General features: G+C 49.7%; 27 protein-coding genes. 25 read left to right on the plus strand and 2 right to left on the minus strand.

Features of this window, described 5'->3' with window-relative positions:
• Positions 1-35 precede the first annotated feature (35 nt).
• The 14 genes from BM159_RS04665 to BM159_RS04730 all read left to right on the plus strand — a co-directional run bounded on the left by BM159_RS04665 (position 36) and on the right by BM159_RS04730 (position 12413).
• On the plus strand, positions 36-539 hold the full coding sequence (locus BM159_RS04665; RefSeq protein WP_093913102.1) for a YceD family protein: 504 nt from the start codon (positions 36-38) through the stop codon (positions 537-539).
• Positions 540-570: 31 nt separating this feature from the next.
• Entirely contained in the window at positions 571-750 is a 180-nt protein-coding gene (gene rpmF / locus BM159_RS04670) for a 50S ribosomal protein L32 (protein WP_093913103.1), read from the plus strand.
• 229 nt (positions 751-979) lie between these two features.
• Positions 980-1552, plus strand: coding sequence for a transcription factor FapR (fapR, locus tag BM159_RS04675; RefSeq protein ID WP_093913104.1), 573 nt, complete (start codon positions 980-982; stop codon positions 1550-1552).
• A 106-nt stretch (positions 1553-1658) separates the two neighbouring features.
• Positions 1659-2690: a phosphate acyltransferase PlsX gene (plsX, locus tag BM159_RS04680; RefSeq protein ID WP_093913178.1), complete on the plus strand. Its 1032-nt coding sequence runs from the start codon at positions 1659-1661 to the stop codon at positions 2688-2690.
• 38 nt (positions 2691-2728) lie between these two features.
• Entirely contained in the window at positions 2729-3718 is a 990-nt protein-coding gene (locus BM159_RS04685; protein ID WP_281243268.1) for a beta-ketoacyl-ACP synthase III, read from the plus strand.
• Between the two features lie 70 nt (positions 3719-3788).
• Positions 3789-4736, plus strand: coding sequence for an ACP S-malonyltransferase (gene fabD / locus BM159_RS04690; protein WP_093913106.1), 948 nt, complete (start codon positions 3789-3791; stop codon positions 4734-4736).
• Between the two features lies 1 nt (position 4737).
• Positions 4738-5484, plus strand: coding sequence for a 3-oxoacyl-ACP reductase FabG (fabG, locus tag BM159_RS04695; RefSeq protein WP_093913107.1), 747 nt, complete (start codon positions 4738-4740; stop codon positions 5482-5484).
• 48 nt (positions 5485-5532) lie between these two features.
• Positions 5533-5769 carry an acyl carrier protein gene (locus tag BM159_RS04700; RefSeq protein ID WP_093913108.1) on the plus strand — a complete coding sequence of 79 codons (237 nt, stop codon included), beginning with the start codon at positions 5533-5535 and terminating at the stop codon, positions 5767-5769.
• A gap of 97 nt (positions 5770-5866) precedes the next feature.
• A complete protein-coding gene (locus BM159_RS04705; RefSeq protein ID WP_093913109.1) occupies positions 5867-6823 on the plus strand; it encodes an NAD(P)H-dependent flavin oxidoreductase in 957 nt (318 codons plus the stop codon).
• An 81-nt stretch (positions 6824-6904) separates the two neighbouring features.
• The gene (fabF, locus tag BM159_RS04710) at positions 6905-8155 is read left to right on the plus strand and encodes a beta-ketoacyl-ACP synthase II (RefSeq protein WP_093913179.1); all 1251 of its coding nucleotides are present in this window, start codon (positions 6905-6907) and stop codon (positions 8153-8155) included.
• 20 nt (positions 8156-8175) lie between these two features.
• Positions 8176-8931, plus strand: coding sequence for a ribonuclease III (gene rnc, locus BM159_RS04715; RefSeq protein ID WP_093913180.1), 756 nt, complete (start codon positions 8176-8178; stop codon positions 8929-8931).
• Positions 8932-9252: 321 nt separating this feature from the next.
• Entirely contained in the window at positions 9253-10260 is a 1008-nt protein-coding gene (locus BM159_RS04720) for a tripartite tricarboxylate transporter substrate binding protein (RefSeq protein ID WP_093913110.1), read from the plus strand.
• A gap of 164 nt (positions 10261-10424) precedes the next feature.
• Positions 10425-10883 carry a tripartite tricarboxylate transporter TctB family protein gene (locus BM159_RS04725; protein WP_093730676.1) on the plus strand — a complete coding sequence of 153 codons (459 nt, stop codon included), beginning with the start codon at positions 10425-10427 and terminating at the stop codon, positions 10881-10883.
• Between the two features lie 18 nt (positions 10884-10901).
• Positions 10902-12413 carry a tripartite tricarboxylate transporter permease gene (locus BM159_RS04730; protein ID WP_093913111.1) on the plus strand — a complete coding sequence of 504 codons (1512 nt, stop codon included), beginning with the start codon at positions 10902-10904 and terminating at the stop codon, positions 12411-12413.
• Positions 12414-12558: 145 nt separating this feature from the next.
• Here BM159_RS04730 and BM159_RS04735 read toward each other — a convergent pair whose 3' ends face one another.
• Positions 12559-13233, minus strand: coding sequence for a metal-dependent hydrolase (locus tag BM159_RS04735; protein ID WP_093913112.1), 675 nt, complete (start codon positions 13231-13233; stop codon positions 12559-12561).
• A 211-nt stretch (positions 13234-13444) separates the two neighbouring features.
• Here BM159_RS04735 and BM159_RS04740 point away from each other — a divergent pair, with 211 nt between their 5' ends.
• From BM159_RS04740 to folK, 6 genes are all read left to right on the plus strand, one after another.
• Positions 13445-14485, plus strand: coding sequence for a glucosaminidase domain-containing protein (locus BM159_RS04740; protein ID WP_093913113.1), 1041 nt, complete (start codon positions 13445-13447; stop codon positions 14483-14485).
• A gap of 12 nt (positions 14486-14497) precedes the next feature.
• Entirely contained in the window at positions 14498-15013 is a 516-nt protein-coding gene (locus BM159_RS04745) for a tRNA (cytidine(34)-2'-O)-methyltransferase (RefSeq protein WP_093913114.1), read from the plus strand.
• 84 nt (positions 15014-15097) lie between these two features.
• The gene (gene queD, locus BM159_RS04750; protein WP_093730671.1) at positions 15098-15475 is read left to right on the plus strand and encodes a 6-carboxytetrahydropterin synthase QueD; all 378 of its coding nucleotides are present in this window, start codon (positions 15098-15100) and stop codon (positions 15473-15475) included.
• Between the two features lie 29 nt (positions 15476-15504).
• The gene (gene folE2, locus BM159_RS04755) at positions 15505-16272 is read left to right on the plus strand and encodes a GTP cyclohydrolase FolE2 (RefSeq protein WP_177205923.1); all 768 of its coding nucleotides are present in this window, start codon (positions 15505-15507) and stop codon (positions 16270-16272) included.
• The gene (folP, locus tag BM159_RS04760) at positions 16269-17465 is read left to right on the plus strand and encodes a dihydropteroate synthase (protein ID WP_245763635.1); all 1197 of its coding nucleotides are present in this window, start codon (positions 16269-16271) and stop codon (positions 17463-17465) included. The genes folE2 and folP overlap by 4 nt, the downstream gene beginning before the upstream one ends.
• Positions 17466-17548: 83 nt before the next feature.
• The gene (folK, locus tag BM159_RS04765; RefSeq protein ID WP_093913182.1) at positions 17549-18022 is read left to right on the plus strand and encodes a 2-amino-4-hydroxy-6-hydroxymethyldihydropteridine diphosphokinase; all 474 of its coding nucleotides are present in this window, start codon (positions 17549-17551) and stop codon (positions 18020-18022) included.
• Between the two features lie 135 nt (positions 18023-18157).
• Here the strand turns inward: folK and BM159_RS04770 are convergent, their stop codons facing one another.
• Entirely contained in the window at positions 18158-18397 is a 240-nt protein-coding gene (locus BM159_RS04770; RefSeq protein WP_093913116.1) for a DUF1858 domain-containing protein, read from the minus strand.
• A gap of 139 nt (positions 18398-18536) precedes the next feature.
• On the opposite strand from BM159_RS04770, the gene mraZ reads away from it, so the two are divergent.
• From mraZ to BM159_RS04795, 5 genes are all read left to right on the plus strand, one after another.
• A complete protein-coding gene (mraZ, locus tag BM159_RS04775) occupies positions 18537-19007 on the plus strand; it encodes a division/cell wall cluster transcriptional repressor MraZ (protein ID WP_245763636.1) in 471 nt (156 codons plus the stop codon).
• A 10-nt stretch (positions 19008-19017) separates the two neighbouring features.
• Positions 19018-19944 carry a 16S rRNA (cytosine(1402)-N(4))-methyltransferase RsmH gene (rsmH, locus tag BM159_RS04780; RefSeq protein WP_093913117.1) on the plus strand — a complete coding sequence of 309 codons (927 nt, stop codon included), beginning with the start codon at positions 19018-19020 and terminating at the stop codon, positions 19942-19944.
• Positions 19945-20010: 66 nt separating this feature from the next.
• Complete coding sequence (ftsL, locus tag BM159_RS04785; RefSeq protein ID WP_093913118.1) at positions 20011-20394, plus strand: cell division protein FtsL; 384 nt, start codon at positions 20011-20013, stop codon at positions 20392-20394.
• Between the two features lie 132 nt (positions 20395-20526).
• Positions 20527-22014: a UDP-N-acetylmuramoyl-L-alanyl-D-glutamate--2,6-diaminopimelate ligase gene (locus BM159_RS04790; protein ID WP_093913119.1), complete on the plus strand. Its 1488-nt coding sequence runs from the start codon at positions 20527-20529 to the stop codon at positions 22012-22014.
• Positions 22011-23378: a UDP-N-acetylmuramoyl-tripeptide--D-alanyl-D-alanine ligase gene (locus BM159_RS04795; RefSeq protein ID WP_093913120.1), complete on the plus strand. Its 1368-nt coding sequence runs from the start codon at positions 22011-22013 to the stop codon at positions 23376-23378. Before BM159_RS04790 ends, BM159_RS04795 begins: the two co-directional genes overlap by 4 nt.
• The last annotated feature ends 37 nt before the right edge of the window (positions 23379-23415 follow it).

The raw sequence follows: 23415 nt of genomic DNA on the forward strand, positions 1-23415 counted from the left end.
TTATGTATGGCTATAATTGTAACGATTGGTGAAACATGATTAAGATAAATGTCGCTGAGATACGAAGACACCTGACAGGAAATAAACTCCTGCAGTTTGACGCGAAACCCGAAGAACTGGATATCGCTGAAACGGAACTGCCCATTGCCGGCACGGTCCGTATTGATGGTGAAATATCCAATGTAGGGGATGTGCTTTTGCTGCAAGCCCGTGTCAGCGCAAGGGTGAACCGTATGTGTTCCCGCTGCCTGAAAGAGTTTACGGCGGATTCAGCTGCTGAAGTCGTAGAGAAATATTATCCGTCAGGAAGTCCGGGTGTTGAAAATGATGCTTATGTCTACGAAGCGGATATTGTTGATATAACAGAGCCGCTGCGTGAGAGCCTGCTGTTGGCAGAACCTCTGAGAGTCTTGTGTAAAGAGGATTGCCTGGGAATCTGCCCTGTGTGCGGGGCGGACCGTAACGTCCATCCCTGCAGCTGCGATACCGGCACCATCGATCCAAGACTTGCGGCATTAAAGCAGTTCATCAAATATTAAATACCATTTTTGCTTAGGAGGTGTATGGAAAATGGCAGTACCGAAAAGGAAAATGACCAAAGCACGCCGCGATTCCCGCCGCGCGAACTGGAAGCTGACTGCTCCGGGCCTGGTTGAATGCCCGCAGTGCCACGAAATGAAGATGCCGCACCGTGTGTGCCCGGAATGTGGTTACTATAACGGGAAAGAAGTTATCAAAACCGAAGAATAATCTAAAAACGAGAATTGACCCTGAAGATGTAAGTCTTCAGGGTTTTTTCGTTTTGCTTACAATATTCCGTGTTTCCTTTTTATTAATAATGTTCAACACAAGCGGACCCGTTTCAGCTTCTTAGTATATTTGTACTGATTTTTCAAAAAGGGCTTGCATTAGAAAAGGAAAAATAGTATAATGCATACAAGTAGGTGTTATAACCAGGTATTAAAAGCGAGGTGATAAAATGAATTCTTCGAAAAAACTGGTTCGTCATGGGAAGTTGCAGAAGTTGATTCAGAAGGATCCATTTTTAACCGACGAACAGCTGGCAAAGACCTTAAAGGTCAGTGTGCCAACTGTGCGGCTTGATCGCCTTTCGCTGAATATACCTGAACTGCGGGAGCGGATCCGCGCGATGGCCAGCGCGGCCAGCACACGCCTGAAAGCAATCGATCAGAAGGATATTGTAGGCGAGCTGATTGATCTGGAACTTAACAAGTCCGCCATTTCAACCCTGACTGTCACCAATGAGATGGTACTGGGAAAAACCGGAGTGGGCCGGGGCTATTTCATGTATGCGATGGCAGATACGCTGGCTCTTGCGCTGGTAGATACTGAATTTGCCTTAACGGCTGTCGGTAATGTAAAGTATAAAGTGCCTGTGTATCCCGATGACAGGCTGGTAGCCAAAGCGGATGTGACCAACATCAAAGACGGAAAATATTACATCAGAGTCATTATTAAAAAGGAAAATACGGAAGTTTTCAGAGCGAAGTTTATTATTGCCGCAGTAGGTAACGGTGAAGAGTTTAATTAGTAAAGCGTTGTTACAGCAGAACGTGTAATTGACGATAAACGCACTGAGAAATTGATCAGCGGCTTTGCAAGTGGTTCCGCTGACTGGAAAGGATGCTGAAAAACGCATGAAAATTGCGCTGGATGTAATGGGTACCGATTACGGCCCGAAGGAACTGGTTCTGGGCGCTGTAATGGCGGTAAAAGAATATAATTGTGACGTAGTGCTGGTGGGGGATGAGCCTACCATTGTAAAATTGCTGAAAGATTACGGTGCTGATAAGAATCCGCATCTGACTACCCGGCATGCGTCGGAAGTCATTGATATGCACGAGCATCCCGGCATTGCGGTAAAGACAAAAAAGGATGCCTCTATCGTGGTGGCTACCGACCTTTTGCGCAACAAAGAATGCGATGCGCTGGTGTCTTCCGGCAGTACGGGGGCGGCAGTAGCAGCGGCTCTGTTCCATCTGGGACGAATCCGTGGCGTAGGCCGGCCGGCGATTGCCACGCCTATCCCCAGTCTGACGGGCACTACGGTGTTGCTGGACAGCGGGGCCAAGGTGGACGCCAAACCACAGCACATGCTGCAGAATGCCATCATGGGTTCCATTTATGCGGAATTGATGCTGAACATAAAAAATCCCCGGGTGGGGCTGCTAAACATCGGCGAAGAAGAGATAAAAGGCAATGAACAGACACTGGCGACATACCCGCTGATGAAAGAAGAGAAACAAATCAACTTTATCGGCAACGTGGAAGGCCGCGACATCAATAAAGGCAATGTGGACGTGGTAGTCTGCGACGGCTTTGTGGGAAACGTGGTGCTGAAAGCGGCGGAAGGCCTGGCAACGGCCATCCTTACCATGGTAAAGGAAGCTATTATGAACGGAGGCTTCTTAGCCAAGGTCGGCGGACTGCTGATCCGTCCGGCCCTGAAAGGTCTCAAAAAACGGCTGGATCCGGAAGCCTACGGTGGCGCGTTGTTGCTGGGGGTACGGGCACCTTTCTTTATCTGTCACGGCTCTTCCAGGGCAAAAGCAATCAAAAATGCCATAGGTGCGGCGGTTGACGGCGTGGAACGAAACATCTGCAGCCGTATTGCTGAGGATATTGCAAGACAGACAAAAGCTGACAAGAAAGTGGGCAGTCTGCGGTAAAAAAATGAAGTACAAAGGTTCATATAAGGAGAAACATAGTGACATTTGCTGCTGGTATAATAGGTATAGGCTGTTATCTTCCTGAAAAGAAACTGACGAACCAGGACCTGGAGAAAATGGTTGACACCTCCGATGCCTGGATTACCGAACGTACGGGTATCAAGACGCGTCATATTGCTGCTCCGGATCAGGCGACCAGTGACCTGGCCTACGAGGCGTCGTTGCAGGCGCTGGCTGATGCGAAAACAAAACCGGAAGAACTCGACATGATTATTGTGGCGACTGAGACACCGGATTATAAATATCCGTCTACGGCCTGTCTCCTGCAGGCAAAACTGGGTGCGAAAAATGCGGCGTGCTTTGATCTGTCTGCCGGTTGCAGCGGTTTTGTGTATGCCCTGGGTATAGGCAGCCAGAGTATCGTAAGCGGGTTGTATAAAAAGATTCTGTTGGTGGGAGCGGAGACTCTTTCCCGGATTATCAACTGGACGGACCGCAATACCTGTGTGCTGTTCGGTGACGGCGCAGGCGCTGCGGTACTGGGACGGGTGGATGACGGTTATGGTGTGCTGAGTCTTGAGCTTGGAGCAGACGGAACGGGTGGAGAGCATCTGATTCAGCCTGCCGGGGGAAGCCGCAATCCGACCACTCACGAGACGGTAGATGCTTACGGGCAATGTGTGCACATGGACGGTCAGGATGTATTCAAGTTTGCGGCGCGCAAAATGCCTGCAGCCTGTAAAAAGGTGCTGCAGAAAGCCGGCATGACCATAGATGATATTGCATTGCTGGTACCTCATCAGGCGAACCTGCGCATTATCGATAATGCCATAGACCGTCTGAAAATAAATAGGAACAGGGTCTGGATCAATATTGAAAAACACGGGAATATGTCAGCAGCGTGCGTTCCCGTCTGTCTGACGGAAGCGCAGCAAGCCGGACGGTTAAAAAAAGGTGACAATGTGATTATGGTTGCCTTCGGCGCAGGGCTGACATGGGCCGGCGCATTACTGAAATGGGCAAAGTAATTCTGATGTTTTAACGTGATTTCTGGGATATAAATAATACATTTAAGTATGGAAAGTGAGGTTGGTTCCATTGTCAAAAGTTGCATTTGTATTTCCGGGACAGGGTTCCCAAAAAGTTGGTATGTGTAAGGATTTTTATGACAACTACGCCTGCGCAAAAAAGGTGTTTGAAGAAGCAGATGACGCGCTGGGTTTTTCTATTACGAAGATGTGTTTTGAGGGACCGGAAGAAGATTTGCGACTGACAAAGTATACCCAACCGGCTATTCTGACCTGCAGCGTAGCAGCGCTGGCTGTGATGCGCGAACACGGGCTGGAGTGTGAGGCGGCCGGCGGCCACAGTCTGGGTGAATATTCCGCGCTGGTAGCAGCTGACGTTATGAGGCTGCAGGATGCGGTGGTGGCGGTCCACAAGCGTGGCGAGTTCATGCAGGAAGCGGTTCCTGTCGGGGAAGGCGCCATGGCGGCAGTGATGGGACTGACGCCGGATGAAATCGTGGCAATTTGCCAGAATGTGGAAGCAGAATGCGGAGAAGAAGTGCAGGCTGTTAACTTCAACTGTCCCGGTCAGGTTGTTATTGCGGGGGCGACAAAAGCAGTGGATAAAGCATCGGAAGCCTTAAAAGCGGCAGGTGCCAAACGAGCCATCCCACTGCCGGTAAGCGCACCTTTCCACAGCACTCTGATGAAACCGGCTGCAGAACGCCTAAAGGAAGTGTTGGACAAGATTGAATTCCGGGATGCAAAGTTCCCGGTATTCTCCAATGTAACTGCCGAGCCGGTTGTCAAAGCGGAAGAAATCCGAGCTCTGCTTGTTAAACAGGCTGCCAGTCCGGTTAAATGGGAGATGTCCATGCACAGGATGATCAAAGACGGCTTCGATACGTTTGTTGAAGTGGGTCCGGGTAAGGTCCTGACGGGCTTTACCCGCAAAATTGACCGTGCCATGAATGCTTTAAACGTGGAAGACATGGCAAGTTTGGAAAAAACACTTGCTTATTTTAAGGAGGTTCGCTAAAATGCAGTTAGAAGGTAAAGTTGCACTGGTTACAGGTGCTTCCCGCGGAATCGGTAGAAGCATCGCCCTTTTGCTGGCTTCCCGGGGCGCTGATATTGCAATCAACTACGCCGGCAATACTGAAGCTGCCGAGAAAACCAAAGCGGAAGTAGAAGCGCTGGGACGCAAAGCGATTCTGGTGAAGACGGATGTGGCAGACGCAGAAGCCTGTGTCACCATGATTGACGAAGTAGTTAAGGCTTTTGGAAAGATTGATATTTTGGTAAACAATGCGGGTATTACACGGGATGGACTGCTGATGCGTATGAAGGAAGCAGACTGGGATGCGGTACTGCTCACCAACCTGAAAAGCGTATTCAACTGTACCAAGGCTGCCATTAAGTATATGATGAAAGCCCGCAGCGGCCGGATTGTCAATATCAGTTCTGTAGTAGGTGCTATGGGAAATGCCGGCCAGGCAAACTATGCCGCAGCTAAGGCAGGCATCCTGGGCTTTACCAAAGCCACGGCGAAAGAAGTCGCGGCCCGGGGCATTACAGTGAATGCTGTGGCTCCCGGTTTTATTGCTACCGATATGACAGCAGTGCTGCCGGAAAAGGTCGTGGAAAGTTTGAAAGCAGGTATCCCCATGGGACGCCTCGGCGACCCGGAGGATATTGCAAAAGCGGTTGCATTCCTGGTATCGGATGAAGCTGCATATATTACTGGCCAGACATTGCATGTAAATGGCGGTATGTTTATGAATTAAGGAAAAGGAGACTGACCGGTAACAGGTCTTGAGAGGAGGTGAATCGTGATGGGCACTTTCGAAAAAGTAAGAGATATTACAGTTGAACAGTTAAGCGTTGACGCTGATGAAGTAAAGATGGAATCTGCGTTCATTGATGATCTGGGAGCTGACTCCCTGGATATCGTTGAACTGATTATGGCTTTTGAAGAAGAATTCGGTGTAGAAATTCCGGATGAAAAAGCTGAAAAGATCCGTACTGTTGCCGACGCAGTTAAAATGTTGGACGAAGAAAAAGAGGCATAATGCTGATCAGTTCGGGGATGCTCTGGGAAAGGGCATCCCTGTAAACTGTTTTATGTTTGTGAATCGTGAATTTGTTTCCTGAAATGGGGGATATCTGTTGAAATTACCAGTGCTTAAAATAGGGAATTTAGTTGCGCAGGTTCCGATTATCCAGGGCGGCATGGCAATTAGATTATCAACGGCACGTCTGGCTGCTGCGGTAGCCAATGAAGGGGGTATCGGTCTGATTGCTGCTTCTGGTATGGAGGAGCAGGAATTAAGGACGGAGATCCGTCTTGCCCGTAAGCTGACCAACGGCAAGGGTATCATTGGGATAAACTGCATGGTAGCGGCCCGTGCGTTTAAAAACTTAATTGTGACTGCTGCGCAGGAAGGCGTGGATCTGATTGTGGCCGGCGCCGGTTTTTCAAGAGATATTTTTGCCGTCGGCAGGGAATACAATGTGGCGGTTGTACCGATTGTATCGTCTGTAAAGCTGGCAAAGATTTCTGAAAAGCTGGGTGCTTCCGCAATTGTGGTTGAAGGTACGGAAGCCGGCGGTCATTTGGGAACGCAACAGTCAATCAAAGAGATTCTTCCGGACATTGCGAAAGCGGTGAAGATTCCGGTTATTGCGGCTGGCGGAGCTACCTGCGGAAAGGATATTGTGGACCTTCTGAACCTGGGGGCTGACGGTGTACAGATGGGCAGCCGGTTTGCGGCCAGCGAGGAGTCCAACGGCGCGCGTTTCCTTAAGGAAATGTACCTGAGGATGGTAAAAGAGGACGTCGTACAGATTGACAGTCCGGTAGGTTATAAGGGTCGCGCCATCCGCAGTCCTTTCGCCCAACTTTCCTTGGAAGGCAGGGCACCTCTGCCGGTAACCTGTGATGCATGTCTGAAACATTGCACGCATCAGTTCTGTATAATTCGTGCCTTGTCCCGGGCTCAGCAGGGAGATGTGGAAACAGGTCTGATTTTTACCGGGGCTCACATGTGGAAGATTCATGAAATTTTGCCGGTGAAAGAAATTTTCCGGCGCATTAAGGATGAAGTGTCAGCTATCAACAGCTAAAAGGAAGCGGGGCAGTAAGGCGAGCGGGCAGACCGTCCGGTGCACGGTCCTGTGGTTCCCAATAATTTTGAGGTGATGATTTTGAAGAAACGCGTGGTAATTACCGGGTTAGGCGTTGTTACACCAATCGGTAATGATGTAGAAACATTTTGGAACAATCTGATTGCCGGGAAATCGGGTATCGATACGATAAAAGCATTCGATACTTCGGCATTGAAAACGAAAATCGCAGGAGAAGTCAAAAATTTTGATTACACCCAGTATGTTGATAAAAAAGAAGGGCGTAAAATGGACCGGGTGGCTCATTTTGCAGTGGCCGTTGCCAGGCAGGCGGTGGCGGATGCCGGCATTGATGTGGCGCAGGAAAACCCTGCACGCCTGGGCGTGTGTGTCGGTACCGGCATCGGAGGAATCATTACGTTCCTGGAACAGTCCCTGAAATACGGGGAAAGAGGGCCGGGGCGTATCAGTCCGTTCTTTATTCCCATGGAAATCCCCAACATGCCGGCGGCCCATATCGGTATAGCGCTGGGATGGAAGGGACCCAACACGGCTATCGTGACAGCCTGCGCTACAGGCACCAACTGCATCGGAGATGCACTGCGTACCATTCAGTACGGTGATGCTGACGTGATGATCGCCGGTGGCGTGGAAGCAGCGGTGAATCCCATTGCTATCGCCGGTTTCGAAAACATGAAGGCCCTTTGCACCGACAGCAATGAGAATCCCCAGGCAGCTTCCCGTCCGTTTGACAAGACCCGGAGCGGCTTTGTGATGGGTGAAGGCGGCGGTGTAATAGTGTTGGAAGAACTGGAACACGCAAAGAAACGGGGCGCCCATATTTATGCGGAGCTGGCAGGTTTCGCCATGAACACGGATGCTTACCATATCACTGCTCCAGACCCGGCAGGAGAGATGCCTGCGGTCTGCATGGAAGCAGCAATCAAAGACGCGGGCCTGACCCCGGACGATATTGATTACATCAACGCTCACGGAACTTCTACCCATCGCAATGATTTGAATGAGGTTATCGCATCCAAGAAGATTTTTGGGGAACGGGCTTACAAAGTTCCCATGAGTTCCAATAAATCAATGACCGGTCACCTGTTAGGCGGGGCCGGCGGCATGGAAGCAGTTGCAACGGTTCTCACCATTGTGAACGGCATCATTCCGCCCACTATAAACTATCATGAAGTGGATGCGGAAGATGGTATGGATCTGGACTTCGTTCCTAACGAAGCAAGAAAACAGGACGTCCGGGCTGCCTTGTCCAGCAATTTCGGCTTTGGCGGACATAATGCGGTTATCGTGATTCGAAAGTACGAAGCATAAGAGACAGGCGCACAGTGACCATGAAAAATTCTGCAGGATTGACCTGCTGTAGCGAAGAACGAAAAGAACAACTGAAAGAACTGTGCGCAGGGCTGGGAATCACAATGCAACACTTTGAGTTGCTGAATCTGGCTCTGACGCATACTTCTTTTGCCCATGAAACGCCGCACTATCCTCACAATGAGCATAATGAACGGCTGGAATTTCTGGGGGATTCTGTCCTGGGTCTCATTGTCAGCACCTATATGTTTGAGCATTTTCCCCATTTTGATGAAGGCCGGATGACCAAGCTGCGTGCCCAGGTAGTATGCGAGGCTTCGCTGTATCAGTGCGCGAAACGTATCGGACTGGGGGATTACCTGCGTATGGGTAACGGCGAACTGTCTTCCGGTGGGAACAAACGCCCCTCTATACTGGCTGATGCCTTTGAAGCGGTGCTGGGAGCTTACTATCTGGATCAGGGCTTTGCGGCGGCGCAACAGTATCTGCTTGGTCTGTTAGAAGAAGAAATCAACGCGGTTTGTAACGGGCAGTTAGTCATGGGAGATTATAAGAGCATGTTGCAGGAACGGTTGCAGCATGAGGCCCAGTATGAGATTGTGTACGAAATGCTGGATTTTGAAGGCCCGGAACATAACCGTATCTTTACGTCCGGGGTTTTTATTAACGGTATGGAATACGGCAGCGGAAAAGGACGCACCAAAAAGGAATCGGAACAGCAGGCGGCCCGTGAAGCGCTGGAACGACTGAAAAAGGAAGAGCCTCCGCAGCAATAAATCCGTCTCCGTCTACTTTTTTGGAAAAGAGCCAGGAACTGATTTACTTAAATTTTTCAGTTGCAGGGGCAGTGAGTGAAACACATCATGTATTGCGGAATGAATAACCGCAAAAGGGTGTGTTTTTCTTTTTTTCGGCTGTTTGATAAGTGGTTTTGTTTACGATTTTGCCGCGGTCTGCAGGGTAAATTATTCTTGAATCTTTTTTCGAGTTGTAGTATAGTTAATGTATCGGTTGTACAGAAATTTTGCGCCCGTCCGGACCGTTTTGGACGGGAGCACAGTTTTGTAAAATTGAATTTAATGAAGGAGGAGAAACTCATGAAAAAATTTCTTGCTGTAGCAGGGTCCCTGATGTTAGCTGCTTCTGTCTTGATGACGGGTTGCGGTGGCGGTGGTGGCGGAGACAAGAAGGCTGCCGATACCAACAAGGAATGGAAACCCACGAAGGATGTCAAGGTTATTATCGCCTATAAAGCCGGTTCCGGTACGGATACAGGCGCCCGCCTGCTGCTGAACAATGCCAAACCCTATGTAGGGCAGACCATGGTCATTGAAAACAAACCGGGTGCTGATGGCAAGATTGGCTGGACCGAGCTGACCAAAGCAAAACCTGACGGATATACCATCGGTTTCATCAACCTCCCGACTTATACCACGCTGGCTATTCAGCCGAATGCTCCGTTTAACGATCAGAGCATTGTTCCCATCTGCAACCACCTGACGGAGACCGGTGTTGTTGTAGTTAAGAAAGATGCAAAATGGAAGACCCTGAAAGAACTGGTTGCCGATGCACAGGCAAAACCTGGCGAATTGAAGGCTTCCACTAACGGTGTAAAGGCTTCCAACCATACGGCAGCCCAGCTGCTGGCACAGTCTGCCAAATTCCAGTACAAGGCTGTACCTTACGGTGGCACGGCCGACCAGTTGCTGGCTCTGCGCCAGGGCGAGGTTGATTTCTCCTGCGCCAAAGTGGCAGATATTGCCAAGCTGATTAACGGCGACAAAGCGGAACTGCGTGTATTAGGCCTGTTTGCTGAAAAACGCGATCCGCAGTTAAAAGACGTTCCGACATTAGGCGAACTGGGTTATTACAATAAATGGTACGGCTCTGCCCGCGCTCTGGTAGCTCCGAAGGGAACTCCGGAAAACATTATCAAATTCTATGAAACCGCTATGAAGAAGACCATGGACGATCCGAAGGTTAAAGAAGCTCATCAGAAAGCCGGCATGGCTACCGATTACAAAGACAGCAAGGCTCTGGGCGCTTTGATTAAGGAACAGATGGATTTCTGCAAGAACGTAGTTACCAAGTTGTATGATAAATAATCGGATTCATGAGGGCTGAAAGAGGCCCGGCAACGGGTCTCTTTCCTCTGTATTACGGTTATCCTTTAAAAACTGAAGCCGGCTGAGGCGGCTGCCTGTGTGACGGCTGCTTCAGGCCGGCTTTATTTCTGGTTGGTTGAGATTATGATCGCGAGGTTGCTTTTATGAAAAGGACCGATCTTTATATCTGTGGCTTCATGTACCTGTTCTGCGCCTTTTTCCAGCATGAGACGCAGAAGTTTCCGGAAGGCGCCCGCCATTATCCCCATTTTGTCATCGGACTTTTGTTTTTGCTTACCACCATCCGCCTGTATGATATGGTAAAGCAATATTTGAAAGACAGGCATGTGATTAATGATTTGTCGGAAACATTCAAAGGATTCCAACCCAAACAGTTTTGGACCATGTTTGCGGCTTTCCTGGGGTTCTTTGCTCTGATGTACTTTTTCGGGTTTTATGTGGCGTCCCTCATTTATATTCTGTTCTGCCTGCAATACTTCCATATTCCCAAAAAGTACATGGCGCTTGTGTTGCTGGTCATGCTTGTCCTGACGTATTTCACCTTCAGCTGGTTCCTGAATGTGCCGCTGCCCAAAGGTGAGATACTGGGAGAATTCTTGTAAGAGGGGAGGCTGTTACTTATGGATGCAAATACCTTGGGATTGATGGCCGCCGGTTTCTTGCATGTGTTTTCACCCATGAACCTGGGCATGATGATCCTTGGCGTAACGATTGGTATTGTCATCGGCTGTATGCCGGGTCTTTCCGCAGCCATGGGCGTGGCGCTGCTCCTGCCCCTGACTTTCGGCATGAAACCGGAAACCGGCCTGATTATGTTAGGCGCCATTTACTGCGGCGCCATCTTTGGCGGTTCCATTTCCGCTATCCTGATTCACACGCCGGGCACGCCGGCTTCGGCTGCCACGGCCATTGACGGCTATCAGCTGACCCTGAAAGGCAAGGCTGGTAAAGCACTGGGTACAGCCTGTACCGCTTCTTTCTTCGGCGGACTTCTCAGCTGTATTTCCCTGTATTTTTTTGCTCCGGCATTAGCTCAGCTGGCCATGAAGTTCGGCAGCCCGGAATATTTCTGGCTGGCGCTGTTCGGCCTTACCATTATTGCGGGTGTGACTTCCGGGTCTATGGTCAAAGGCCTGATGTCCGGCGCGTTCGGCCTGATACTGTCCACCATTGGCATGGACCCCATGGAAGGGGTGGAACGGTATATGTTCGGCATCGACGCTCTGTATAACGGCATCAATGTGACCTGCGCCATGATAGGCCTGTTCTCTATGTCACAGGTGTTCATGCTGATTGAAAAAGCCATTAAGGAGCGGGGCAACGTTATTGATTTTGAAGATTCTGTAATCCTGAAAGCCAAAGAACTGGCCCAGATATTCCCTCATGTGATCCGTTCCTGGATCATCGGGAACATCATCGGTATCCTGCCCGGTGCTGGCGCATCTATCGCCTGCTTCCTGGGGTACGATACTGCCAAGAAGTTTTCCAAACGGAAAGACGAGTTCGGCAAAGGCTCCATTGAAGGCGTGGCGGCTTCGGAAGCGGCCAATAATGCCGTAACCGGCGGATCCCTGATTCCCACGCTGACGCTGGGCATACCCGGTGAATCGGTAACCGCTGTGCTCATGGGCGGTCTGATTATTCAGGGGCTGCAGCCCGGTCCTGAACTGTTCACCAAATATGCGGAGATGACCTACACCTTCTTCGCAGGTTTTGTAGTCACGCAGTTCTTCATGTTGATGATTGGTTTGGGGGGCTGCCGTCTGTTCGCGCACATCTCCCGCCTGTCCGATGCTATCCTGATTCCCTGCGTATTCGTATTGTGCGTGGTAGGTTCTTTTGCCATTAACAACAGTTTTGTGGAAGTGGGCATCATGTTCCTGTTCGGCTTTTTCGGCTATCTGATGCGGAAACTGGATCTGAATACAGCGGCAGTGGTACTGGCGCTGATTCTGGGGCCGATAGGGGAACGCGGCCTGCGCCGCAGCCTGACTCTGTCCGGCAATGATATCAGCATCCTCTTCAGTACTCCCATTTGCTGGATATTGATTGCGATGTGCATTCTGTCCTCTTTCTCACCACTTCTTATGAAAGTGCTGAAGAAACGGGAAAAGGGCGGAGAGGCCAAGTAAATAATTCATAAAAAGAACGAGGGTAACTGAGCTTGCTCAGTTACCCTCGCTGTATTTTATTATGTACCTGTTTGCCTGTGACGCAGTTTGAACATTCAATTCCAAAACTGCGTTTTACAGAAACGTGTTTTTTGTGGCTGATAGTTTAATCCCATTCCAGCGTGTCGCCCGGGTCAACAAGAATGACCTGTGTACCGGGAACATTCTTTTCTACGTCGGCCTTGTATGCTTCCGGATCCTGGGCGATGACCGGCCAGGTGTTGTAATGGATGGGGATGACCACCGGTGCTTTCAGGAATGCGGCAGCTTTGGCAGCATCGTGGGGATCCATGGTGAAGTTGCCGCCGATTGGCAGCAAAGCGTATTTAAACGGATCCAGATCCTGTAACAGCTGCATATCGCCGAAGAGGGAGGTATCGCCTGCAAAATAGAACTTCACACCGTGGAAATCGATGATGAAACCGCAGGCATGTCCGCCGGCAATACCGCTGCCGTGGAAAGCAGGAGTAACGCGTACTTTCCCGAATGGGAATTTGTAAGTTCCGCCAACATGCATGGCATGTGCTTTGCAACCGTTTTCCGAGGCCTGGCCGGCGATTTCTGCCGTGGTAATGATCAGGGCGTCGCACTGTTTGGCAAGTTCATATGCGCAGCCCAGGTGATCGCCATGAGCATGGGAAACAAAAATATAATCTACCTTCAGGTCTTGCATGGAAACGTGGATGGGGTTGCCATCAATAAACGGATCGCAAATCAGCGTCTCGCCGCCGGCTGTAACGGTAAAGCAGGCATGGTGGATAAATTTGAATTCTGCAGACATGATGATTCCTCCTTTTTGTTCTTTATGACATCATAATACTATGATTTCGTAATAGTATTATAACATATCCAACGTGATTCTGTCAGACGCTGCGGGAAACATTTCTAATCAGGATAAAACTTTACAGACAGGCGAAATTTGGAATATAATTATATAATATAAGCATAATATCAAAATCAGGGAGACACGGAAAGAGTCAGGAGAAAAAACAATGAAAAAAATGACGAAGATGGCCTGTGCGGTGGCAGTTGCGTTGTTGCTGCTTCCTGTTCCGGGGCAGGCTGCTCGCACTGCTTCTGCCAACCGGGGAGGGAAACCGGTTGTTACAATGGGGGATCGTCCGGGGGCGGTTGTTCCCGGCGTCGGTCAAAACAAGAATGATACGAAGCAAAATAAAGCTGCCAAGGGCAGCAATACGGAAATAAAGAATAAAAAGAACAGCGGGACACAGGCATCTCAGGGAAACAAGACGGATACAAAGCGTGAGGTTAAAACGAAACAGACCGTAGCGCCCAAACGGAATCTGAACGCCATTTACATTTTGCCGAAAGGCTATAAAGATATTACCATCAAGGGTAAGGCGGAGGCTACCAAAAAGCAGGCGGCCCAGCTGATTGTGGCAAACAATAAGAATCTGCCCATCGGTTGCAACGTGGGAGAAATCGTGGACCTGTACTGGGAAGAAGCGGAACGGGAAGGCATCCGTCCGGACATGGCCTTATCCCAGGCGTTGCTGGAGACCGGCTACTTTAATTTCGGCGGCGCCGTGGAACCCTGGCAACACAATTTCTGCGGATTGGGGACTGTTGGTAACGGAGTCCAGGGAGCCGCTTTTAAAACAACCCGGGAGGGTGTGCGGGCTCATATCCAGCACCTGCTGGCTTATACGAGCCATGACATGCCCAAAACAGAATTAATAGATCCACGTTATGAAAAGGCACATAATCTGCGCCTGCAGAAGGGGCTTATTACCAAATGGTCCGGTCTGAACTGGACCTGGGCCATGGGCGGCGAATACGCGGAAAAAGTCATCAACACGCATCAGTTGATGCTGCGTTGCCCGGACAAGGAACCGGAAGGAATGTGGACAGACCACAAAAAACAGCAAAAAGAGCTGGAAAAACTGTATGAAAAGAAAATGAAGGAACGCAATAAACTGGAACAATATAAATATGAAAAACCTAAACATGAAAAATATAAAAGTGAAAACCGTAAAAATGAAAAGCATAAGAATGAAAAACGCAAAAAGTAAAGAGGCCTGACCATGCATATCGTTTTATACCAGCCGGAGATTCCGGCTAACACCGGCAACGTCGTTCGTCTGTGTGCAGTAACAGGCTGCCATTTGCACCTGATCCGTCCTCTGGGCTTTTCGACGGATGATCGGCAGCTGAAACGGGCAGGGCTGGACTACTGGCACCTGCTTACGATAGACTACTGGGACGACATACGCGAGTTGTTTGAAGCGTATGAAGATAGTCCTAAATTTTTTCTGACGAGTAAAGCATCGAAAGGTTACACTGAGGTGCACTATGATTCGGAAAGTCTGTTGGTCTTCGGCAGGGAAACCTCCGGGTTACCGGATTGGATCCACGAAGAATTTCCGGATCAGTGCCTTCGTATTCCCATGATTCCGGATCCCAAGGCGCGTTGCCTGAACCTGTCCAATGCGGTGGCAGTAGTGACATATGAAGCCTTCCGCCAACAACCGGATTTTGGCGGACTAAGCCTGACGCCGACGTTTCATTCCGGCAAACTGAATTCACAGTATGAATCATGAATAAGCAGCGAATCTCAACAATTCTGCTTTTGATAACAGATGAAGAAATGGATATATCTTGTCTGAACAGTTACAGGAGGCGCCATGATCGTTTTGAAAGAGTTTGAATTTGACGCGGCCCATTATCTTCCCAGCTATAACGGGAAGTGCGAGCACTTGCACGGGCATACTTATAAACTGGTGGTAAAAGTGGACGGGCGTCCGGATATGGAAGGCATGGTACTGGATTTTTCCCTGCTAAAAAAAATCGTGCAGACGAAAGTACTGCGTAAGCTGGATCACAAGCTGCTGAACGATGTACTCCCCAATCCCAGCGCGGAAAACATTGCAATCTGGGTTTGGGATCAGCTGGCCAAACCGTTATATGCGGAAAACCGGCGGCTGTATGAAGTGGAAGTATGGGAAACCCGGACCAGCGGCTGCATATACCGCGGCGAATTTTACGAAGGTGAATTATGTTAAATGAGGCATTGGAAAAAAAGAAACAGTTTTTGAAAGATGTGCAGTCAGAACAGGACAGCCGCAATATCCCACTGAAACATGTGGGTATCAGCGATTTGCGCTGGCCTCTGGTGCTGCGCGACCGGCAGAAAGGGGAGCAGCATACGGTGGCCACGGTATCCGTGGCGGTGGATTTGCCGAAAGACCTGCGGGGTACTCATATGAGCCGTTTTGTGCAGTGCCTGCAGAAGCTGGATATCGTCAATCTTTCCGCACTGGAAGAGGTGCTGGACGATTTGAAAGAAAGCCTGTTGGCCGACCGGGCCTTCCTGAAGCTGGAATTTCCTTATTTTATCCAGAAGGAAGCACCGGTAAGCGGACTGAGTTCTGTCATGGATCTGAATTGTGTGTATACGATGGAAAAAGGAACCCATTTTACCCAAAAGGTCGAAGTGCAGGTGCCCATTCAGACATTGTGTCCCTGTTCCAGGGAAATCAGCGCCTATGGAGCTCATAACCAGCGGGCTGTGGCGTCTTTGGAGATTGAAGCCAGTGAGTTTGTCTGGATTGAGGAACTTGCGGAAATGGCTGATGCGGGTGCCAGTGCCCCAGTGTACGGATTGTTAAAACGTCCTGATGAAAAGTTTGTGACGGAAGAAGCCTATGACAATCCCCGTTTTGTAGAGGACGCAGTGCGGGAGATTGCCCTGCGGTTGGAGGCGGATCCCCGTATCAGCTGGTATCGGGCGACGGTAAAAAGTTTTGAAAGCATTCACAATCATAATGCGTTTGCCTGCGTGGAAAAAGGGTGGAAATGATGCTGTACGAAATCAACCAGGACGCGCTGCGTTATGAAATGGAACATTTGGGCGTATATAAGCTCAGCGTGGCTATCATGCTGGGCAAAGGAAAAATAACGCCCCTGAAGGTGCTGCATGTCAGGACGCCGGCGGCCAATATCATCAAGCAGGAAATGCTGGCGGCAGGAGGAGACTGCGCCACGCCGGGAACGACAATTACCTGTGCGGTTCCCCATGTGGATATCCTATTGCTTGGCAATGCGAAACATTATAAAACGCTGGTCTATAAACTGAAGCAGATGCCCTATTTCGGCATACCGGATATCGTAGCAGATTTGGAAACGTATCTTGCAGCCCTTCCCAAATGCACGAAACTGGCAGACGGACGCTTGCTGCATTACGATTCCGTAAAGGTGATGGGCATTATCAACGTGACGCCGGACTCCTTTTATGCCGGTTCGCGCAAAAAAAGTGTTGATGCAGTGCTGGAACAGGCGGAACAAATGCTGGTGGAGGGTGCTGCCATATTGGATATTGGCGGAGAATCTACCCGGCCCGGCAGTGATCCGGTTACCCCGGAGGAAGAACGGCAGAGGGTGCTGCCTGCGGTGGCGGAAATCAAAAAGAGATTTCCGGAAAGTATTGTGTCTGTAGATACGTATCGCGCTCAATTGGCAAAGGAAGCCTTGGAGTGCGGGGGCGATATCATCAATGATATCAGCGCCATGACGGCAGACGATGCTATGATGGATGTGGTGGCGGAAGCCAAAGCGCCCATTATTTTAATGCATCGCAGAGGCACGTCCAAAGATATGCAGCAGCAGTGCGAATATAAGAACGTGGTACAGGAAGTGACGGAATACCTGTTGAACAGGGCTGCTCTTTTGCAGGAGCGGCAGATCGGTCCGGATAAAATCATTCTGGACCCGGGCATCGGCTTTGCCAAAAATGATGAACAGAACCTGAGGCTGATGCAGAATCTGAACGCCCTTACCGTAAATTCGTATCCAGTCCTAATGGCGGCATCGCGCAAGGCTACAATCGGCAATGTTTTGGGACTAAAGCAGACTCTTCCGCCGGAAGAACGGCTGGAAGGAACGTTGGCAGTCACGGCTGCTGCTGTATATGCCGGAGCCAGTCTGATACGTGTGCATGACGTTAAGGAGAATGTGCGGTTGATTCGCATGCTGGAAGCCATCCGGAAAGTGTAAAGTTTTTTGTGTCTTAACTTTTATTTTGTTTGTAAGCTGCAGCTTCTGCGGTTATGCGGAAGCAATCTGACTAAGGAATGGTTATGGCAATTTATATTGCGCTAGGCAGCAACCTGGGAGACAAAGAGAATAATCTGAAAGAAGCCCTGCGGCGTTTGACTAAAAAAGGCATAACGGTCTGCCGGGTTTCCGGTTTTATTTCGACTGCACCCTATGGCGTAGTGGACCAGCCGGACTTTCTGAATGCTGTGGCGGAAATAGAAACGGATAAATCTCCGGCAGAGTTGTTGCAGATTTTATTGCAGACTGAACGGGAGATGGGCCGGAAACGAGTCCGCCGCTGGGGAGAGCGGAATATCGATTTGGACCTGCTGTTGTATGACGACCGGATCATTGAACTGCCCGAATTGAAAGTGCCTCATCCGGATATGCAGAACCGGGATTTTGTGCTGCGCCCACTGGTGCAGATTGCACCGCATATGGTACATCCGGTACTGAAGAAAACGGTAGAGCAGTTATGGAAAGAAATGCAGGACAGAGGAAAAGAGAAAACATAAATCCGTAACAGTCCGGCATACAAAAGCGGTTTGTCGGGAATAGCAGGCCGCTAAGTATTTAGCCCATTAGTTTCAACACAAAAGCGGCTGTACCTGAAAGGGTACAGCCGCTTTTGTGTTGCTGCGAATTACGTACTATTTTGCCGCGTTATCTTTGATGCATTCGTTGATGTCTTTGATCAGAGCGGGCACATCCAGACCATGGGCACCGGCACCTTCACCGATGGTTTCAAACTGGGCAGCCATACAGCCTATGCAGCCCAGACCGTAATCGGCAAATACCTGCATAATCTCCGGATGCGCCTGAACGGCTTCGATAATATTGGTGTCTGCCGTAATCACGTCAGCAGTGTTTTTAACGTCTTTTACTTCCATATTGTTCACCTCGTAAAAATATTGTTGCAGTGATATTATAGCATTGTTGTATGAAAAGGAAAAGACAGGAAATAAAAATTCATTCTTTTTTCAAAAAACATCAATAAAAGTATTGCAAAATAAGGGGAATGCCTGTATAATGGTGAAAAGTGGTGAAATGTGGGGCAAAGGGGTGAAGAAAATGTTCCTGGGTGAGTACCGGCATTCTTTAGACGACAAAGGTCGTCTCTTCATTCCTGCCAAATTACGGGATGTTTTGGGAAAGCGCTTTTTCATCAGCAAAGGATTTGATCATTGCCTGATGATATATGACGAAGAACAGTGGAAACTGTTTTCGGACAAGTTGAACGCGTTGTCCATGGGGCAGAAAAAGAACCGGGATATTAAACGATTTTTCTTCTCCGGCGCGGATGAATTTTCCTGCGATAAGCAGGGGCGCGTGCTGCTGAGTGCCAGCCTGCGGGAACACGCAGGTATCAATAAGGATACCGTAATAGTCGGTGTAGGCGACAAAGCGGAAATCTGGTCTGCAGAGAGGTGGCAGGAGCGAAATGCAGCTGCAGAACAGATGATAGAGGAAGGTCTTGACGACCTGAATCTGGACATTTGATGAGGCGTTTATGGAATTTGCTCATGTAAGTGTTCTTCTGAAAGAATGTATAGACTGGCTGGTTACAGATCCGGACGGCATTTATGTGGACTGTACGCTGGGCGGGGCCGGTCATTCTTCTGAAATTGTTGCACGACTGTCGGATAAAGGACGGCTGATTGGTATCGATCAGGATGATGATGCGCTGGCTGCGGCGAAAGAACGGCTAAAAGACGCACAGTGCATAGTAGAGATCGTAAGGTCCAACTTTAAAGAGTTGAAAGAAGTTTTGCATAAACTGGACGTAGAAAAGGTTACAGGCATCCTCTTTGATTTGGGAGTATCTTCCTATCAATTGGATACGCCGGAACGGGGCTTTTCTTACATGCATGAAGGTCCGCTGGATATGCGGATGAACCAGGAAAGCACACTGACCGCGGATACCATCGTAAATATGTACAGCGAAGCAGAACTCGCCGGACTGATCTGGCGGTATGGGGAAGAACGGTGGGCGAAACGGATCGCGCAGTTTATTGTAGCGGAGCGGCAGAAAAAGCCGTTGCATACTACCGGAGAACTGGTAGAAGTTATAAAAAAAGCGATTCCCAAAGGAGCCCGTAAAGACGGCCCCCATCCGGCAAAGAGAACCTTTCAGGCTCTGCGGATTGAAGTGAATGATGAACTGAACATCCTTGATCAGGTAGTGGAGGATGCGGTAAATGCGCTACGGCCTGGCGGACGAATCGGAGTCATCACGTTCCAGTCATTGGAAGACAGGATTGTAAAGCAGAAACTGGCCCAGCTGGCAAGAGGATGTATCTGTCCGCCTCATATGCCCTGTGTGTGTGGAAGGAAACCGCTGATTAGCAAACCGGGCAGCCTGGTCCCCGGGGATAAGGAAGTAGCAATGAACCCAAGGGCAAGAAGCGCAAGGCTGCGTTTTGCGGAAAAGTTATAACGGGTTGACCAGACAAAGAAGGAATCTTCAGACAGAAGTATTATATAAAAAGGCAGGCAAAAGCATATGTTAGCTAGAAAGTACAATTATGAGGACCAATGGACGCAGTCGGAGCAGGAGCGGCTCAGAGAGCTTAATGAACTGGAACAGCGCCGCCAACGCATCCGTAAGGCCAACTATAAACTGTTCCGCCGCCGTTTGTTTGTTACAGTGGGGCTGGTGCTGGCAATGTATTTCGCTACGGTTATGCGCAGCGCCGCTCTGGTGAGCGCGGGCAATCATCTGATCAAACTGCAAACCCAGGAATCCCAGCTGATAGCCAAGAATGCCGAACTGAAAATCGAGGTGGATCAGCTGAAAGGACCGGAACGCATTACTTCAATCGCAGAGAAGCAGTTGGGAATGAAAGTGGCCCGCAGCAACATTTATGTCAAAGCCGTCAATCAGTAGGTTAGTGTTAAGATAAGACAGTAACAGGTCTTGAACTTATCATAGCCTTTTAAAATTTTGCGTAAGAATGAAAAAAGAATTTTGAGAGGCAGCCTTTACAGGCTGCCGTTTCAATTTAAGGGGGAGTGTGCTATGCAGAAAAAATTACAACAGTTGATTGAGTTGCTGCCCGAAGTAAATGTAATAGGTACAACGGACAAAACGGTGACGGATATCACGGCAGATTCCCGCGTCGTGCAGCAAGGGAGCCTGTTCATCGCTTTAAAGGGCGCCCATGTGGACGGACACAAATTCCTGGGAAAGGCGGCAGAAGCTGGAGCTGCAGCGGCCCTGGTGGAAGATGTTCCCACTGTAATTCCGGAAGGTTTAACGCTGCTGCAGGTTAAGGATGTGCGCAAAGCAATGGAAATCATCGCGCCGTTCTTTTTTGATTATCCCGGCAAGAACATGCGTATGATCGGCGTGACCGGGACCAACGGCAAAACCACCAGCACAAACATCATCCGGCAGGTCCTGAAAAGTGCCGGATTCAAGTGCGGTATGATCGGTACCATCAACGTCCTGATCGACGAGGAGTCCATAGTATCCCATAACACTACCCCGGACGTGGTAGATCTGCAGAAGTTCCTGTATCGCATGAAAGAAGCGGGCTGCCGGTATGTGGTGATGGAGGTTTCCTCCCACGCGCTGGCGCTGAAACGTGTAGCCGGTATCGAATACGACACGGCGGTGCTGACCAATATCACGGAAGACCACCTGGACTTCCACAAAACCATGGAAGCCTACCGGGAGGCCAAGAGTCTGCTGTTTGAACATCTGACGGACGGAGAAAAACCAAACAAGACGGCGGTGTTTAATGCGGACGAACCTGCCAGCAAGATTATAGAAGCGCGGACGAAAGCGGCGTATCTTACTTATGGCATGGGAAAAGAGAACGATATTTATCCGCTTGCTTATGAAGTGGGCGCCAAGGGCATGAATCTGTGCCTGCACACGCCGGCGGGGGATATGGATCTGCATTTAAATATTACCGGTAAGTTCAATGTTTACAATGTGATGTGCGCAGTGGGCGCCCTGCTGGCAGAAAAAATCGACAAAGTCGAAATCGAAAAGGTGCTGAACGGTTTTGCCGGGGTGCCGGGGCGATTCCAGTTGGTGGAAGCGGGCCAGCCGTACACGGTAATCGTGGATTATGCCCACACACCGGACGGTCTGGAGAACGTTCTGAATACAGCGCGCCTGATTACCAAAGGACGTCTGTGGGCGGTGTTCGGCTGCGGCGGTGACCGGGATAACAAGAAACGCCCCATCATGGGCGGCATCGCCCTGCAGCTTGCGGATGATGTGGTTGTTACTTCGGATAATCCCCGCAGTGAAGACCCGGAAAAGATTATCGACCAGATTGAAGTGGCCTTGCAACCGGTGCCGGAGGGGAAAACGGTTACACGGATTGCTGACAGGAAAGAAGCCATCTATTATGCGCTGGCCCATGCAGGAGATAAAGATGTGATCATGATTGCGGGAAAGGGCCATGAAAACTATCAGATACTGAAAGACCGGACTATCCATTTTGACGATAAAGAAGTGGTGGAAGAATATTGGAAAGGAAAGAAAGCATGATTACGTTACAGGAAGTCGTGACCGCTGCGGGCGGCCAATGCGACTTTGCCGGTAATCCCGATTTCACTGGTATAAATACGGACACACGGACCATTAAAAATGGAGAACTGTTTATAGCTTTAAAAGGCGAAACCTTTGACGGCCACGCCTATGCGGGAAAAGCGGCGGAAAACGGCGCGGCGGGCATCCTTGCATCCCGGAAGGTAGACGTGGAAGGGATTCCTGTCATTTATGTAAAAGACACTTTAAAAGGCTATCAGGACATCGCCCACGCGTACCGTATGAAATTCCCCGGTCTGAAAGTTGTGGCAATTACCGGTTCCAACGGGAAAACATCTACCAAGGATATGGTGGCAGCGGTGCTTTCATCTCGGTACAACGTAGTGAAGACCCAGGCGAATTTCAACAATGAAATCGGCCTGCCCCGGACGTTGTTAAGCATTCGGCCGGATACGGAGATTGCAGTGGTAGAGATGGGCATGCGCGGGTTAGGCCAGATTAAAGCCATGTGCGCCATTGCCTGCCCGGATGTGGCAGTTATTTCTAATGTGGGATCCACTCACGTTGGTGAACTGGGCAGTCTGGATAATATAGCAAAAGCGAAAAGCGAAATTCTGGAGGACCTGCCGTCCGACGGGTTTGCCGTACTGAACGGGGATCTTCCCAGGGTACGCGCCATGGAGAATAAGCTGCATACGAAAGTAAGCTGGTTCGGGTTTGCCGAAGCAAATGACGTACGGGCAGAGAATGTGGAAATTACCGCAGAGGGAAGCCGTTTTGTATGCAAAACGGCAGACGGAACGGCGGCGTTTTTTATCCCGCAAATCGGCGAGCATAATGTGATGAATGCTTTATCTGCTATTGCAGTTGGCAGGCATTTTGGTGTAAAATTAAATAATATAAAAGAAGCTTTGCAGGGAACGGTATTGACGGGAAGCCGGCAGGAACTTTTGCATTTTGGCAGTTATACAGTGATTAACGATGCTTATAACGCCAGTCCCGCATCTATGGAAGCAGCCTTTGCCACGCTGGCAAGGCTGAAACAGAGCGCAAAACTGCCCTGCCGTACCATTGCGGTGGTGGCGGATATGCTGGAACTGGGAGATACGGCTGCGGAAGCACATCAGAGTGTCGGGCGGATGGCGGCTAAAGCGAAAACCGATATTCTGCTAGGGTATGGGCCGGAAACAAAAGCTACTGTGGAAGCTGCTGCTGCTGAAGGCGTTGCAGCCTGTCATTTTACTGACCGGCAGGGTGCGGCAGATAAGCTGGCAGATATCCTGCAGCCGGGGGATATCGTCCTGCTGAAAGGTTCCCATTCCATGCAGGTATCCGGAATCATCGATCTGGTTTTCAAAAAGTAAATGAGTATTGTAATTTATAGAAAGTAATGTTGTCCGG

The sequence above is a fragment of the Succiniclasticum ruminis DSM 9236 genome (assembly GCF_900112895.1).
GTDB lineage: Bacteria > Bacillota > Negativicutes > Acidaminococcales > Acidaminococcaceae > Succiniclasticum > Succiniclasticum ruminis.